The organism is Pontibacter sp. HSC-14F20 (assembly GCF_019599265.1).
Taxonomy (GTDB): Bacteria; Bacteroidota; Bacteroidia; order Cytophagales; family Hymenobacteraceae; genus Pontibacter.
The window spans coordinates 12,595-26,095 of the sequence record NZ_JAHZTC010000018.1 but is presented as its reverse complement, the minus strand read 5'-3'; the positions used below and the strand labels follow the sequence as shown (position 1 = coordinate 26,095).

General features: G+C 49.0%; 11 protein-coding genes. 6 read left to right on the top strand and 5 right to left on the bottom strand.

Features of this window, described 5'->3' with window-relative positions:
- The first annotated feature begins 38 nt into the window (after positions 1-38).
- From udk to secDF, 4 genes are all read left to right on the top strand, one after another.
- Positions 39-653: a uridine kinase gene (gene udk, locus K3G39_RS16180; protein ID WP_220627223.1), complete on the top strand. Its 615-nt coding sequence runs from the start codon at positions 39-41 to the stop codon at positions 651-653.
- Positions 654-655: 2 nt separating this feature from the next.
- Positions 656-1,348: a TrkA family potassium uptake protein gene (locus K3G39_RS16175; RefSeq protein ID WP_220627222.1), complete on the top strand. Its 693-nt coding sequence runs from the start codon at positions 656-658 to the stop codon at positions 1,346-1,348.
- A 43-nt stretch (positions 1,349-1,391) separates the two neighbouring features.
- Complete coding sequence (locus tag K3G39_RS16170; protein WP_255594417.1) at positions 1,392-1,763, top strand: RNA methyltransferase; 372 nt, start codon at positions 1,392-1,394, stop codon at positions 1,761-1,763.
- A 171-nt stretch (positions 1,764-1,934) separates the two neighbouring features.
- Positions 1,935-4,961, top strand: a complete 3,027-nt coding sequence (gene secDF, locus K3G39_RS16165) for a protein translocase subunit SecDF (protein ID WP_220627221.1) — start codon at positions 1,935-1,937, stop codon at positions 4,959-4,961.
- A gap of 152 nt (positions 4,962-5,113) precedes the next feature.
- On the opposite strand, the gene K3G39_RS16160 is transcribed toward secDF, so the two are convergent.
- The gene (locus K3G39_RS16160) at positions 5,114-5,728 is read right to left on the bottom strand and encodes a NifU family protein (protein WP_220627220.1); all 615 of its coding nucleotides are present in this window, start codon (positions 5,726-5,728) and stop codon (positions 5,114-5,116) included.
- 263 nt (positions 5,729-5,991) lie between these two features.
- Here K3G39_RS16160 and K3G39_RS16155 point away from each other — a divergent pair, with 263 nt between their 5' ends.
- Together K3G39_RS16155 and K3G39_RS16150 are read left to right on the top strand one after the other, a co-directional pair.
- Positions 5,992-7,383 carry a sodium:proton antiporter gene (locus tag K3G39_RS16155; protein WP_220627219.1) on the top strand — a complete coding sequence of 464 codons (1,392 nt, stop codon included), beginning with the start codon at positions 5,992-5,994 and terminating at the stop codon, positions 7,381-7,383.
- 251 nt (positions 7,384-7,634) lie between these two features.
- Entirely contained in the window at positions 7,635-9,137 is a 1,503-nt protein-coding gene (locus K3G39_RS16150) for a potassium/proton antiporter (protein ID WP_220627218.1), read from the top strand.
- Between the two features lie 25 nt (positions 9,138-9,162).
- On the opposite strand, the gene K3G39_RS16145 is transcribed toward K3G39_RS16150, so the two are convergent.
- The 4 genes from K3G39_RS16145 to K3G39_RS16130 all read right to left on the bottom strand — a co-directional run bounded on the left by K3G39_RS16145 (position 9,163) and on the right by K3G39_RS16130 (position 13,236).
- The gene (locus tag K3G39_RS16145; protein WP_220627217.1) at positions 9,163-9,909 is read right to left on the bottom strand and encodes a hypothetical protein; all 747 of its coding nucleotides are present in this window, start codon (positions 9,907-9,909) and stop codon (positions 9,163-9,165) included.
- Between the two features lie 380 nt (positions 9,910-10,289).
- Positions 10,290-10,625 carry a hypothetical protein gene (locus K3G39_RS16140; RefSeq protein ID WP_220627216.1) on the bottom strand — a complete coding sequence of 112 codons (336 nt, stop codon included), beginning with the start codon at positions 10,623-10,625 and terminating at the stop codon, positions 10,290-10,292.
- Between the two features lie 89 nt (positions 10,626-10,714).
- Complete coding sequence (aroC, locus tag K3G39_RS16135; protein WP_220627215.1) at positions 10,715-11,800, bottom strand: chorismate synthase; 1,086 nt, start codon at positions 11,798-11,800, stop codon at positions 10,715-10,717.
- The gene (locus K3G39_RS16130) at positions 11,797-13,236 is read right to left on the bottom strand and encodes a BatD family protein (protein ID WP_220627214.1); all 1,440 of its coding nucleotides are present in this window, start codon (positions 13,234-13,236) and stop codon (positions 11,797-11,799) included. Before K3G39_RS16130 ends, aroC begins: the two co-directional genes overlap by 4 nt.
- Between the last annotated feature and the right edge of the window lie 265 nt (positions 13,237-13,501).

Here is a 13,501-nt window from a genome sequence, read left to right as displayed (position 1 = left end):
TAAAAGACTAATTTTGTAGCCTGAAACTATAATCTCCAATGCAAAAGCCATTTATCGTCGGAATTACAGGAGGTAGTGCTTCAGGGAAAACCACTTTTTTGAATAGACTACTGGCGTCCTTCTCACCTGAGAACATCTGTCTTATCTCTCAGGACAACTATTACAAAGACCGCGAACACCAGACCCGCGACCTCAACGGGGTTGTCAACTTCGACCTTCCTTCCTGCATCGACGACGAAGCTTATGCACAGGACATCCTCAAACTGAGCCGGGGCGAAAGCGTTTTCCGCAAAGAATATACCTTCAACAATCCCAATGTGGTGCCAAAGCAGCTGGAGTTCAAGCCGGCGCCTATTGTGGTCGTAGAGGGTATTTTCGTTTTTTACTTTGAGGAAATTGCCAAACTGCTGGACCTGAAGGTATACATTGACGCCAAAGAGTACATAAAGCTGCAGCGCCGTATCGTGCGCGACAAAGTGGAGCGCGGCTACGACCTCGACGATGTGCTGTACCGCTATACCCACCATGTGGCGCCAACGTATGAGAAGTACATCAAACCGTACAAAAACGACGCAGACATCATCATCCCGAACAACGAGAAGTTTGACCGCGGACTGGAAGTACTGACCACTTTTCTTAACTCCAAAATATAAGGATGCGACACAAGTTTGCAGTAATAGGCCTGGGTATATTCGGCAACTCGATTGCGCGCACACTCGCCGAGCGCGGTGCTGAGGTGCTGGCCATCGATAACAACGAAGACAATGTGGACGCCATTAAGGATGAAGTGGCCTATGCCGTAGCCCTTGATGCCACCGACCTGCGCGCCCTCGAAGCACAAAACGTGCAGGACATGGACGCAGCCATTGTAGCCATCGGTGAGGACTTCGAGGCCCTGCTGATTACTACGGCTAACCTGCAAGAGCTCAACATCAAGCGTGTAATTACGCGTGCTTCCAACAAGCAGCAGCGCCGCATTCTGGAAAAAATGGGTGTACAGGAAATTCTGTCGCCGGAGGGGGAAGTTGGCAAAACCGTGGCTGAGCGCCTGTTGCAACCGAACATCCGCACCTTCCTCCCCTTGCCCGACAACTACGAGATTGTGGAGATTAACACCCCGCGTGGCATCGCCAATAAAAGCCTGGCCAAGATATCGCTGCGTGAGAAGTATAACCTCAACATGATCACGATCAAGCGCTTTTTTGAGGAGATACAGGACGGCAAACCAACGCAGGTGGAGCACATTATCGGCGTACCCAAAGCCGACACCATTATCTATCCATCTGACATTCTGATTCTTATCGGAAAAAAGCACGACATTAAGCGATTTATTGATATAAACCGCTAACAGGTTTTAATTTTTCAAAGAAAGCCTTACATTTGCTTTCTGTATGCCACACGCAGCCAACATATTGCCACACTTCCGTCATCTTCTGATGACCGTAACCCTGCTTTGGGCGCTTATGCTCAATGGACAGGAAGTGGTGGCGTATACCTACACGGCACAGGGCACTCCGGTTAAGTCGGCCTCGCAACTGGCCACTGCCCCGCAGGAAAAAACAGTTATCAAGCAAAAGGTCATGTTGGAGGCCACGACCTCCTTTGTGGTGCTTAACCTGGAGCAGAACGCTCTGGAGCCAACGCCTATACCTGCCTTTGCCATACCAACTGACGAGGCGCTGCCTGCCTATGCAGCCAGAGCGCCAGGCGCTGGTTTTGTGACCCGCTTCTTCCCTATTTCCATTCAACCCAACGCTCCCTAAGCGTATTCCTTTCCCCGCAGGCCCAATACTGTCCTGCCCTGTTGCGCATACCTGAAATTTTGAGGTATAGCGGAACAGCTTCACAGCATTTTCTGGTTTATACAAGATAGCACTGCTGTGATTTCCAGAGCATTATCATTCTTTCAACTATACTTTTTTATCAACTAATCCATGCGGAATAAGAATTTCATCATCATTATGACCGTGATAGTATCGGCACTCTGCCTGTACTACCTGTCATTTTCGTTCGTTGCCCGCAGTGTGCAGAAAGACGCTGAGGCATACGCCACAGACGCACAAGGCAACGTAGACCACGCCCAACAGCAGTCATACCTTGACTCGGTGTGGAGAGAGCCTGTTTACAACTTCCTTGGTGCCGAGTATACCTATCAGGAAGTAAAAGAAAATGAACTGGGCCTTGGCCTTGACCTTCGCGGTGGTATGCACGTGGTGCTGGAGGTGTCTCCAATTGAGATCGTGAAGTCGCTTGCCGGCAACAGCAAAGACCCTAACTTCCTCAAAGCCCTTGCCCGTGCGCAGGAAATGCAGCGCAACAGCCAGGAGCGTTTCCCGAACCTGTTTGCTGAGGCCTACCGCGAAATAGAGCCGGACGGACGACTAAGCCGCATTTTCTCGAACACTGTTACCCGTGGCAAGATCAGCTACGAGTCCAGCAACGCTGAGGTAGTAGACATGATCAACCTGGAAGTAGAGGAAGCCATTGAGCGCTCTTTCAACATCCTGCGTACCCGTGTTGACAAATTCGGTGTGAACCAGCCTAATATCCAGCGTCTGGGCCGCAGTGGTCGTATCCAGATCGAGTTGCCGGGTGTAGACAACCCTGACCGTGTGCGCAAGCTCCTGCAAGGTATGGCTAACCTGGAGTTCTGGGAAGTATGGACGCCGGAAGAAGTGTCTCCTTATTTCACACAGCTGAGCGATCACCTTAACAAAGAAGAGAAAGCCGGTCGTCTGAACATTCGCAATTCTGCCACGCCAGCTGCTCCAACAGCTGCCGGCACTACGCCATCGACTGTACAGGATGCCGCTGCTGATGACGTGCTGGCCCAGGCTGCCGCCACTTCTAACGATACAGCTGCTGCTGCTAACGATACCACAGCACTTGCTGCTGCTGATCAAACCAAAGCTGACTCTGCTGATGCGCTTCAGGCGTTGCAGGATGAGCAGATGGGCGTAATGGGCCGTCTGTTTACCATGATGCCAGGCGGTATTGGTGCCAACGTACGCGACACTGCTACTATCAACGAGATTTTCAGCAGACCTGACGTACGTGCCATTTTCCCTCCGAACATGAAGTTCCTGTGGGGTGTGAAGCCGCTACAAGGCGACAACCGCCAGGAGTTTGTAGAATTCTATTCTATTAAGAAAGGCCGTGACGGCAAAGCACCGATGACTGGTGATGCCGTGAACGATGCCCGCCAGGACTTCGACCAGAACGGTCGCCCTGAGATTAACATGACCATGACACCAACTGGTGCCAAGCGTTGGGCAAAGCTGACAGGCGATAACGTGAATCGTCAGGTGGCAATCGTGCTTGACAACTATGTATACTCTGCGCCTGTAGTGCAGGGCGAGATTACAGGTGGTAACTCCTCTATCACAGGTAACTTTACCATTGAAGAAGCAAAAGACCTTGCCAACATCCTGAAAGCCGGTAAAATGCCGGCTCCTACCCGCATCGTGGAAGAAGCCATCGTCGGTCCTTCACTGGGTCAGGAGGCTATCAGCCAGGGTCTGATCTCTACTATAGCCGGTCTTGTACTGGTTATCCTCTTCATGATTGCTTACTATGCGCGCGGCGGCTTTATTGCTGACCTTGCCCTGTTATTCAACGTGTTCTTTATCGTGGGCGTATTGGCGCAATTTGGAGCAGCACTCACTCTGCCTGGTATTGCCGGTATCGTACTGACACTGGGTATGGCCGTGGATGCGAACGTACTGATATTTGAACGTATGCGTGAAGAAGCCTCCAAAGGCCTGGGCATTCGCGATATTATCAACAAAGGTTACGAGAAGGCGTTCAGCTCAATCTTGGATGCGAACGTGACAACTTTCCTGGTTGGTTTTATTCTGTACTTCTTCGGTTCTGGTCCGGTAAAGGGTTTTGCCATTACCCTGATGATCGGTATTGTTACATCGTTCTTCACATCGGTGTTTATCTCCAGAATCCTGATCGAGCGTAGCTTCAAGAGAAGCGGAAAGCTTTCCTTCTCGACTTCAATTGCAGACAAAATGTTCCGCAACGTGAAGTTTGATGTAATGAAGATCAGAAAGCCTGCCTACGCCTTCTCGCTGAGCATAATCGTACTCGGATTTGTAGCCATGTTTATCAACGGTGGCCCTAACCTGGGTGTTGACTTTAAAGGTGGCCGCTCTTACGTAGTGGAGTTTGACCAGGCTATACCTGCGCCAGACCTGCGTTCTGCCCTGTTAGATAACTTTGAGTCTGCCGGTACGGAAGTAAAGACATTCGGTGCTTCTAACCGTGTAAAAATAACCACCAGCTGGCTGGCCGAAGACGAAAGCACGCAGGCTGACGAACGCGTACTGTCTGCCCTGATGCAGGGACTCGACCAGTACAGCAACCAGAACCCTGAGGTGCTGAGCTCGTCAAAAGTAGGCGCCACCATGGCCGACGACATTCAGAAGACGGCTCTACTGGCTGTGTTGCTTTCATTGGCAGGTATCTTTATCTATGTGATGCTCCGCTTTACCAAGTGGCAGTTCTCACTGGGTGGTGTAATCGCCTTGCTGCACGACGCACTTATGATTATTGCTGTGTTCTCTATTCTGGAGCTCATCGGCATATCTTATGAAATAGACCAGGTGTTTGTTGCCGCTATCCTGACTATCATTGGTTTCTCCATTAACGATACCGTGGTAATCTTTGACCGTGTTCGTGAGTATATCAACGATAACCCGAACAAGCACATCAGAGACCTGGTGAACCCGGCGCTCATCAGTACGTTCAGCCGTACCATGATCACATCTCTTACCTTATTAGTTGTGGTAGTGGTGCTGTTCATCTTCGGTGGTGAAGTATTGCGCGGATTCTCACTTGCCATGATCATTGGTGTACTGGCTGGTACTTACTCTTCCCTGTTTATTGCGACACCAATCGTAATCGATACCATGAAAGAGAAGCAAACTCCGGTAGCTTCTGCTAAAGTGGCCTAAGTAGTAGGTATAAATAAAAAAACTCCCGCCTCTGCAAAGGGGCGGGAGTTTTTGTTTCTCAAGGGATAGGTATGGCAGGTATAGCTATACCTTGAGAAACAAAAGGGCCGACTCTATAAGAGCCGGCCCTTTTGCTTTATGGCTAAGGCAGCTTAGATGGTTACACCGTCAGCTACTACTTCTGTAACTTCAGGAACCATGCGCTTCAACAGGTTTTCTATACCTGCCTTAAGCGTTACGGTAGCCGATGGACAGCCACTGCAAGAGCCTTGCAGGTGCACAGTTACTACGCCGTCTTTGTAAGACTTAAAGGAAATGTTACCACCATCCTGCTCTACAGCCGGGCGCACGTAGTTTTCCAACAGGTCAGTTACTTTTTTAGAGATAGCGGCATCCTCTTCAGTAGCATCTACATGTGTTTCGCCACCTTCTACAGGCTTGTTTGCTTTGAAGCCTTCCACAAAAATAGGTCCGCCTGCCTCTACATACGACTTCAGGAAAGTGCGCAGTTCAGGTATAAGTTTCACCCATTCGATGTTGGCAGCTTTTGTAACTGTAACGAAGTTGCTGGCAATGAACACACGCGAAACGTAGTCGAAGTTAAAAAGCTCCTGCGCCAAAGGCGAATCAGCGGCGCTCTCTAAGTTCGGGTAGTCCACGCTCTGGCCATCTGGCAGAAGGCCTACGTTCATCACAAACTTCATGGACTCGGGGTTCGGGTTGGCTTCGGCGTATACCGAAACCGTCTTTTCTCTATTTTCTAACATGGATATCAGCGTTTTAAATTAAAACCTAGGCCTTTGCCTTAAAGTTTCCAAAATTACTCAATTATTCTGACAAGTGATAGTGCTCCGTGTGTGGTGTTAATTTAGAAAAGTGCCTAATGCTTGCCCTTTTGCCTTCAATTAGGGCGGGGAAAGTGCCATATAAGCAGTGTCTATACAACAATTCGGTTAGCTATTTAGCTCAGAAAATGTATCTTTGTAACGCAGTTAAATTTTTGACCTGAAAAACACACCGCACGTTTAACATGCTGTATAACTACATTCTGCTGGCGCAAGCGCAGCAAGCCGTTCCCGGTTTCTTGATTATTCCCTTCCTGCTTTTGATTGGTCTTATTGCAAGTGGTCCCATTTTCTTTGGCCATTTCTGGGAGCATAATTACAAAAAAATAGCTGTCGTTCTGGGACTTACCGTACTGGCCTACTACCTGTTTGTGTTAGGCGATGTGCACATGCCAGCGCATACCTTGGCGGAGTACTTCACTTTTGCCGTACTGCTCAGTTCCCTCTATATTGCGGCCGGTGGTATATACATCAACGTAAATGCCAAAGCCACACCACTGATAAACGTGGCGCTGGTGGCCGTGGGAGCCGTTTTAGCCAACTTTATCGGTACGACAGGCGCATCCCTGCTTTTGATTCGTCCGTTCATGCGCCTTAACTCGCATCGACTAAAGCCTTACCAGATCGTATTCTTTATCTTTATTGTGAGTAATGCCGGTGGACTATTGACGCCGCTCGGCGATCCGCCGCTGTTCATTGGCTTCATTAAAGGAGTTCCGTTCTTCTGGACACTGCAGCACCTGTTTATTCCGTGGCTGCTTTCAATCGGCTTGCTTTGCCTTCTGTTCTTTTTTGTGGACAGCCGCAACAAGGGCAATGGAATTATAGCTGAACTCGAAGTAGAAGAGCCAAGCTCCGGCAAAACTGAATTCAGTTTCAGTGGCCGTCGCAATCTTTTCTGGCTGGCCATTATCATCGGTGCCGTGTTCCTCGACCCGAACGTAATCGATTCGCTGCCGCACATTTACTATGACGGCAACAAGTTCTCATACCTGCGCGAAATCATTCAGTTGGGTGCTGCCTTTATGTGCTTCCGCTTCTCAAACAAAGAGGCCCTGGCAGGCAACCAATTCAACTTCCACCCGATTCTGGAAGTGGTGTTCCTGTTCTTCGGTATCTTCTTTACCATGATGCCGGCTCTGCAGCTGTCTGCCGAAATTGCTTCGTCGCCAGCTTATGCCCACTTCATTACGCCAAACTTCCTGTACTGGGCCACAGGTTCGCTTTCAGGCTTCCTGGACAATGCACCTACCTATGCCAACTTCCTGTCGCTGGCCATGGCCAAGTTTGACCTGGCTCAGAGCAACGTGGAAGATGTAAGACAATTTGCTGCCGGTACCTCTGCCGCAGGTATGGAAACACTCATACAACTCGAAGCCATCTCATTGGCAGCCGTACTGTTTGGTGCCTTTACCTACATCGGCAACGGACCAAACTTTATGGTGAAAGCGATCGCGGAAAGCGCCGGTGTGAAAATGCCTTCATTCTTCGCCTACGTGCTGCGCTACTCTATCCCGTTCCTGCTGCCAATCTTCCTGCTGATCTGGTTCCTGGTAGTACACTTGAGATTATTCTAAACCGTCAGGTATAGCAACAGCAAAAAGAGCCGCTCCCTGTTGAAAGGAGCGGCTCTTTTGATTTAAACGCTTGCCTGATTACCGGACTAAAGTATACCTGAAATTACAATCGGGATATAAAAATACAGGTATTTAACTGGTCCCGAGGTGCTTTTAGCGACATTAAATTAGGTTTTTTCGTTATATTTGTCTTCATCTGAATTCAGGCTGTACAAACCCTTGTATACCTACCTTACCGATACCCCTAGTATATGGAGAACATAAATGTCGAGCTGATATTATTTGCTATTGCTATCCTTTTTTTCCTGAGTATCCTGGCCGGCAAAGCAGGACACAAATTCGGCGTTCCGGCATTATTGCTATTTCTATCGGTGGGGATGATCTCAGGTACCGATGGTATAGGTATACAGTTCGAAAACATCCAGCTCGCGCAAATTATAGGCACAGTGTCATTGTGTATTATTCTGTTCTCGGGCGGTATGGACACCAAAATTGCTGACATACGTCCGGTAATGGCGCAAGGGGTTGTACTGGCAACCATTGGCGTATTCCTCACCGCTGTGCTGACGGGCTTTGCCATTTGGTGGATTTTAGGCATGACGATCGAATCTGCAGGTATAGGCCTGACGACCTCGCTGCTTCTGGCGGCCACTATGTCCTCCACCGACTCTGCCTCCGTTTTCTCGATTCTCCGCTCCAAAAGCCTGAACCTCAAAAATAACCTCCGCCCCATGCTCGAGCTGGAAAGCGGCAGTAACGACCCGATGGCGTATATCCTCACCATCACGCTCATTGAGATTGTGCTGATGGAAAGCGGGGTAAATTACTGGGCAGCAGGCGGTATGCTGCTGATGCAGCTTGTTATCGGGGGTGTTGCAGGCTATGTGCTCGGCAGACTCGCCATACGCCTCATTAACCGCGTTGACATCGACAATAGCTCGCTTTATCCGATACTGGTTTTCACTGTTTGTATCTTCATCTTCTCGGCCACCTACTTTATCAAAGGCAACGGTTTTCTGGCGGTATACATCGGTGGTCTTGTCATTGGTAATTCCAAGTTTGTACACAAACGCTCATCACTCAACTTCTTCGATGGCATGGCCTGGATGAGCCAGTTGCTGATGTTCCTCACATTGGGCTTACTGGTAAATCCGCGCGAGCTGGTACCCATCATCATCCCGGGTCTTATTATCAGTTTCATGATGATTTTCATCACGCGCCCGCTCAGCGTTTTCCTGTGCATGATGCCCTTCCGCAAGATGGGTGTTAAGGACAAAGCTTTTATATCCTGGGTAGGACTCAGGGGAGCAGTGCCCATTATTTTTGCCATTCTGCCACTGGCGGCAGATGTTCCGCATGCCCGACTTATGTTTAATATTGTGTTCTTCTGCACATTGATATCGCTGATAGTACAGGGCACGTCACTCTCGCAGGTGGCTGTGTGGTTGGGGCTGGCCGAGAAGCCTAAGGAGCTTCACAAGCTGAAAGATTTCGATATCGAGTTTTCTGATGAAATCAAATCTATCACAACTGAAATCAACATTACAGAGCAGGCACTGGCAAACGGCAATCACCTGATGGATCTGCCGCTGCCAGATAAAACCCTCGCCGTAATGGTGAAACGTGACGACAAATATTTTGTACCGAAAGGCAAAACGGTATTGCAGGAAGACGACAAACTGCTCATCATCACAGACGACCTGGAAGCCCTGATGCAAAACATGCAAAATATGGAAAGCCCAACCAAACCGTAAAATAACCAAAGCACATTTGCTGCACTTATAACAATGTATCCTGTAGCTGCTCCTTCACTTCAAAAATATTTGTGGCAGGTATAGCTGTGTTAACGGATAGCTCTCCCATGATCGGGCGGGCACTGTATCCGGCTGCATCGTTCAGCAAATGGTCCAGCATTAGTTTGGCCAGTTCCTCCACCTGACCGGCAGGCGCATCCGCTATTTGAACGCGACAGGCAATGACAACCGGAACCCCCAACCGTTTGAGAAGCGGATGAAACTTATAGCGCTTATTAAACAAAGCAGCCCGCAATGTGCGTCCTCCATAATACTCTGACAGGTCCTGGCAATCATACTGCTGCGTCTGCATTTCCGTCAGGTATACCCACACCAACCCCTGCTGGTTTTTAAAGGCATCGCTCCTTACAAAATCTCTCAGCTCTTCTTCTGCCTCGAAACTATCTTCAGTCGATACAAGAATAGGGGCAACATTCGAAAGTCCTTTCGCCAGCATTTGTCTACTGAGTGGTAGCAAGCCTGTCTTAAGTACTTTTTCAGGATTGATGAGCCTGGTACAGTGGTAAGCTTTTATGGAGTAACTGCGCAGCATAATGGCTAGCTGCTTCTGGGTTTGCACATACATGGAGTCAGGTATAGCAGAAAGCCAGCTCTTTCCCTCCAGGTTTTTGGTCAGTTCCAGCTCACGCTCCTGACCGATCCGGAAAATGTCCGGAGTTATATAATCGATAATATCCTGAGGCCAGGTAGCAATATCTTCTAATATGATCAAAGTTGAATTATTACTCATTTCATTCAGAGCATTAAGAATTTGGATAATAACGTAGTCGCTTAACAGCGGATAAATGGACTCACTGCCAATAACCAGCATTCAGAGTCAGGCAGATTAAAACAAACATGCAAAGTTAACGAACCTGCCTAAGCCCTTTACTGACAGGGTGATTTCAGAATCGATAGCCTTGGAGCACAAGTCAATTCACATAGTGTAAAGCTGGATGCTCAATAATGTCAGACTATTTCAGGCTGCTGCATAATCAGGATGCGGTACGGCTGAATTTGCCGTAACAGGTAGTGCAAAGCAAGGGGCATAGCTCTAATGAATGAAGTAAGCTCGCCTTGCCAGAATTGGGTATTAGCTGAAAGAAATGCTTATCAGGGAGCTTGCGGCTGGATGGAAAGGTAAAAATATTTGATAAAACAGCCTCTGCCAGAGGCTTTTGCTGCATAAGGCGGAATGACCTCATCAACAGGGAAGGTAAAACTGAAGCTTTTTAGTGGTGTCCCGGCTTTTTGGAGACCGTAATACAAACCGGAAGGCGGAGTAGCATCCTGAGAAAAATGCTGCTTCCCCTGTGAAAGGAAATGACCTGTTTCGCCTCCTGAAACTGTAACAGACTCGGAGAGAACCTGAATTTGAAGGGGAGCGCCACAGCCTGATGCCGCATGCCCGTTACTCATCAAAATAACGAGTAACACGAAGGCCATCATCAAAGGCCTGGCATAGGTAGATATGTTAACACCGCTTATCATCACTCTTAACAAATATAATCATTTTAAGTTAAAGCAGCACTATCATTTCAGGGTGTTAGCTTGTTCCCTCGTTGCCGTAGCAGAAAGTCAGCCAGCACGAGCGCAGTCATGGCATCTACAATTGGCACGGCACGCGGCAGTACGCAAGGGTCGTGACGGCCTTTGCCCTGCAGGGTGATCTCCTCACCGGCATCGTTAATAGTTTGCTGCGGCTGCAGGATAGTAGCAACTGGCTTAAAGGCTACATTAAAGTAAATGTCCTGCCCGTTGCTGATGCCGCCCTGTATACCGCCTGAGTGGTTGGTGCGGGTGCGCACGTTGCCCTCATCATCAGTATAGAATTGGTCATTATGCTGAGAACCACGCAACTTTACACCCTCGAAACCACTGCCATACTCAAAGCCCTTTACGGCATTGATGCTCAACATGGCCTTGCCCAGTTCCGCGTGCAGCTTATCAAATACGGGCTCACCCAGGCCAGCAGGAACACCCTGTACAACACAGCTCACTACACCTCCAATAGTATCCAGACTATCGCGGGCATCTTCTATCAGACCGATCATACGGGCGGCTGTCTTACCATCAGGGCAGCGCACTTTGTTGCTATCGATCTGCGACAGGTCGACTCTGGAGTAATGCTTGCGCACTTTTATACTTCCCACCTGCGATACATAGGAGCGCACCATGATGCCATAGTGTTGCAATAATTTGGCTGCCAAAGCACCTGCTGCCACACGTGCCACAGTTTCGCGGGCTGAGCTGCGGCCGCCACCACGGTGGTCGCGCAGGCCATACTTAGCGGTATAGGTATAGTCGGCGTGCGAGGGACGGAAAGCCTGCGCTACATGCAAATAGTCGTGGCTTGCCTGGTCTTTATTACCGACTACCATTGCGATCGGGGTACCTGTGGTTTTGCCTTCGAACACACCGGAGAGTATCGTCACTTTATCTTCTTCCTTGCGGGGAGTTGTGATGTCGGACTGGCCCGGCCGGCGACGGTCCAGGGCGGCCTGAATCTCTTCTGCAGTGATCTCCAGACCCGCAGGGCAGCCATCTACAATCACGCCCACTGCCACGCCGTGGGACTCGCCAAAGGTGGTTATTTTAAAAATCTTACCGTATGAGTTGCTCATTTGATGTTCCGATACTTTAAGAAGATGAATCCTGACAAAGCCAGGAGTACCAGCATGATGATATTGGTATAGCGCTTAATAACTTTTTCCTGGTAGAGGCTAACCAAGGTATGGTCTTCGTTTTCGATGATCTTATAAAAGGGCCCCAGATCGCGGGCCAGCACCATGGTACCCGCTTCGGCTATACCTGTTACCGTAACACTTAACTCAGACCGAAGTGTATCATAAGTAGCAGTCACCGGATTAAAGTAGATCCACTGGAAGTCGTTTGCCAGGTTATAAGTGCCTGGCACGCGGCTGAGCACTGAAAAAGTGAAACGCTTTACGCCCTGCACACGTCCGGCACGCAAGGTAATATCCTGTTGCATATCAGGCGGATAGAAGTCTAGGGTACCGGTAGTATTTGGGCTTGGTGGCATAAGAGCAGCCAGGTTCCCCTCTCCTTCCAACTCAAACATATACCTGAAGCTTTTGTTCAGCGGCACCGACTGGCTCGACAGCCCCTCCCGCAAGGTATATTCTCCAACTGGTACCATATCACGCAGGGGGTGCGGTGGCAGCTCCTTGACAGGTATAATGCGCTCCCGGGCAAAGAAGGTTTTATAGCCCTCCAACCTATCTTCGACCAGCGTCGGGTTGACTGCTACTTTGTATTTTAGCATGCGCAGCGAGAGCTTCGGAAATTGCAGCGGTTCGGTGGTGAGCGGGTATAGTACAGCCTCATACAGCCTGAAACGCAGGTATGGCTCCCCCTGCACGATTACCTGCTCAGGTGTTACTTCGTCTATCTCGAACACTTCTTCCCAGGCGTTGGGTTGTTTTAATTGGCGTAGTATACCTGTTATCTGGTCCCCAAAATCATGAAAGTCCAGCAACCGTTGGTCTGCTTCGGCCAGGTAAAAGTATAGCACAATGTTCAGGCCTTCGCCTACGTATACCTCCTTCTTATCGGTATAGAGCGTCAGAAAGGCATTGTCTTCCTGGTCCACGTACTCCTGCGGCTGCTCTTCGCCCTGTTCCGGCTGCTCAGGTATAACCAGATCCGGTGCCTGGGGGCTGACGGCAGCCATTGGCCCCACTTTAATTTTCATGCCGGCAGACTTCAAGGCCTGTCCGTTCACGGTCATGTTAAATGGTTTGAGCTCAAAGTCCCCTTCGGCCAGGGCGGCATAGTTTTGAGTGATGGTGAGCACGGTGGTGGTTTTGCCCCCTGCTATAACCGTTTTTGTAGACGAGAAGCGATTACTTTTTTTGAAGCCTTCTATCTCCGGAAAAGGAGAATAATCCCTGAGTTGCTGGTCCTGCAGCCGGATGGAAACCGTGAAGTAGGTGTTGATAGGCAGCGGACTTTTACCTAACTCAATACGTGCCTGCTGCCCAAAAGCGGGCACCAATACCAACAGGTATAACAGCACAAGTAGAAAAGTCGGGCGCATAATTCAGGTATAATAGCAAATTTACAAATTCTTGTCGCTATACATCGGAATATTATAGTCCAATTTTCAGGAATTTATCATGCTACATATTTTAGGTTAATTGGCCGTTTCTTTAAAATACAGGCCATTTTCGAGCGTTCTATCCCTAGCCAGGCAACTGAATCCGGCCCGGCATTAGTGTTCAGAATCAATTAATTAACTCAAAATTTTACAAATTAATCAAACCTGAATCAACTTTTTAGACTAATTTCGTATATTAAGTTAG

What these genes read in the sequence shown, in the direction of transcription:
- K3G39_RS16140 (WP_220627216.1), bottom strand. Translation starts at nt 10,625, where the DNA reads ATGATGGCCTTCGTGTTACTCGTTATTTTGATGAGTAACGGGCATGCG.
- secDF (WP_220627221.1), top strand. Translation starts at nt 1,935, where the DNA reads ATGCGGAATAAGAATTTCATCATCATTATGACCGTGATAGTATCGGCA.
- aroC (WP_220627215.1), bottom strand. Translation starts at nt 11,800, where the DNA reads ATGAGCAACTCATACGGTAAGATTTTTAAAATAACCACCTTTGGCGAG.
- udk (WP_220627223.1), top strand. Translation starts at nt 39, where the DNA reads ATGCAAAAGCCATTTATCGTCGGAATTACAGGAGGTAGTGCTTCAGGG.
- K3G39_RS16155 (WP_220627219.1), top strand. Translation starts at nt 5,992, where the DNA reads ATGCTGTATAACTACATTCTGCTGGCGCAAGCGCAGCAAGCCGTTCCC.
- K3G39_RS16170 (WP_255594417.1), top strand. Translation starts at nt 1,392, where the DNA reads ATGCCACACGCAGCCAACATATTGCCACACTTCCGTCATCTTCTGATG.
- K3G39_RS16175 (WP_220627222.1), top strand. Translation starts at nt 656, where the DNA reads ATGCGACACAAGTTTGCAGTAATAGGCCTGGGTATATTCGGCAACTCG.
- K3G39_RS16130 (WP_220627214.1), bottom strand. Translation starts at nt 13,236, where the DNA reads ATGCGCCCGACTTTTCTACTTGTGCTGTTATACCTGTTGGTATTGGTG.
- K3G39_RS16150 (WP_220627218.1), top strand. Translation starts at nt 7,635, where the DNA reads ATGGAGAACATAAATGTCGAGCTGATATTATTTGCTATTGCTATCCTT.
- K3G39_RS16160 (WP_220627220.1), bottom strand. Translation starts at nt 5,728, where the DNA reads ATGTTAGAAAATAGAGAAAAGACGGTTTCGGTATACGCCGAAGCCAAC.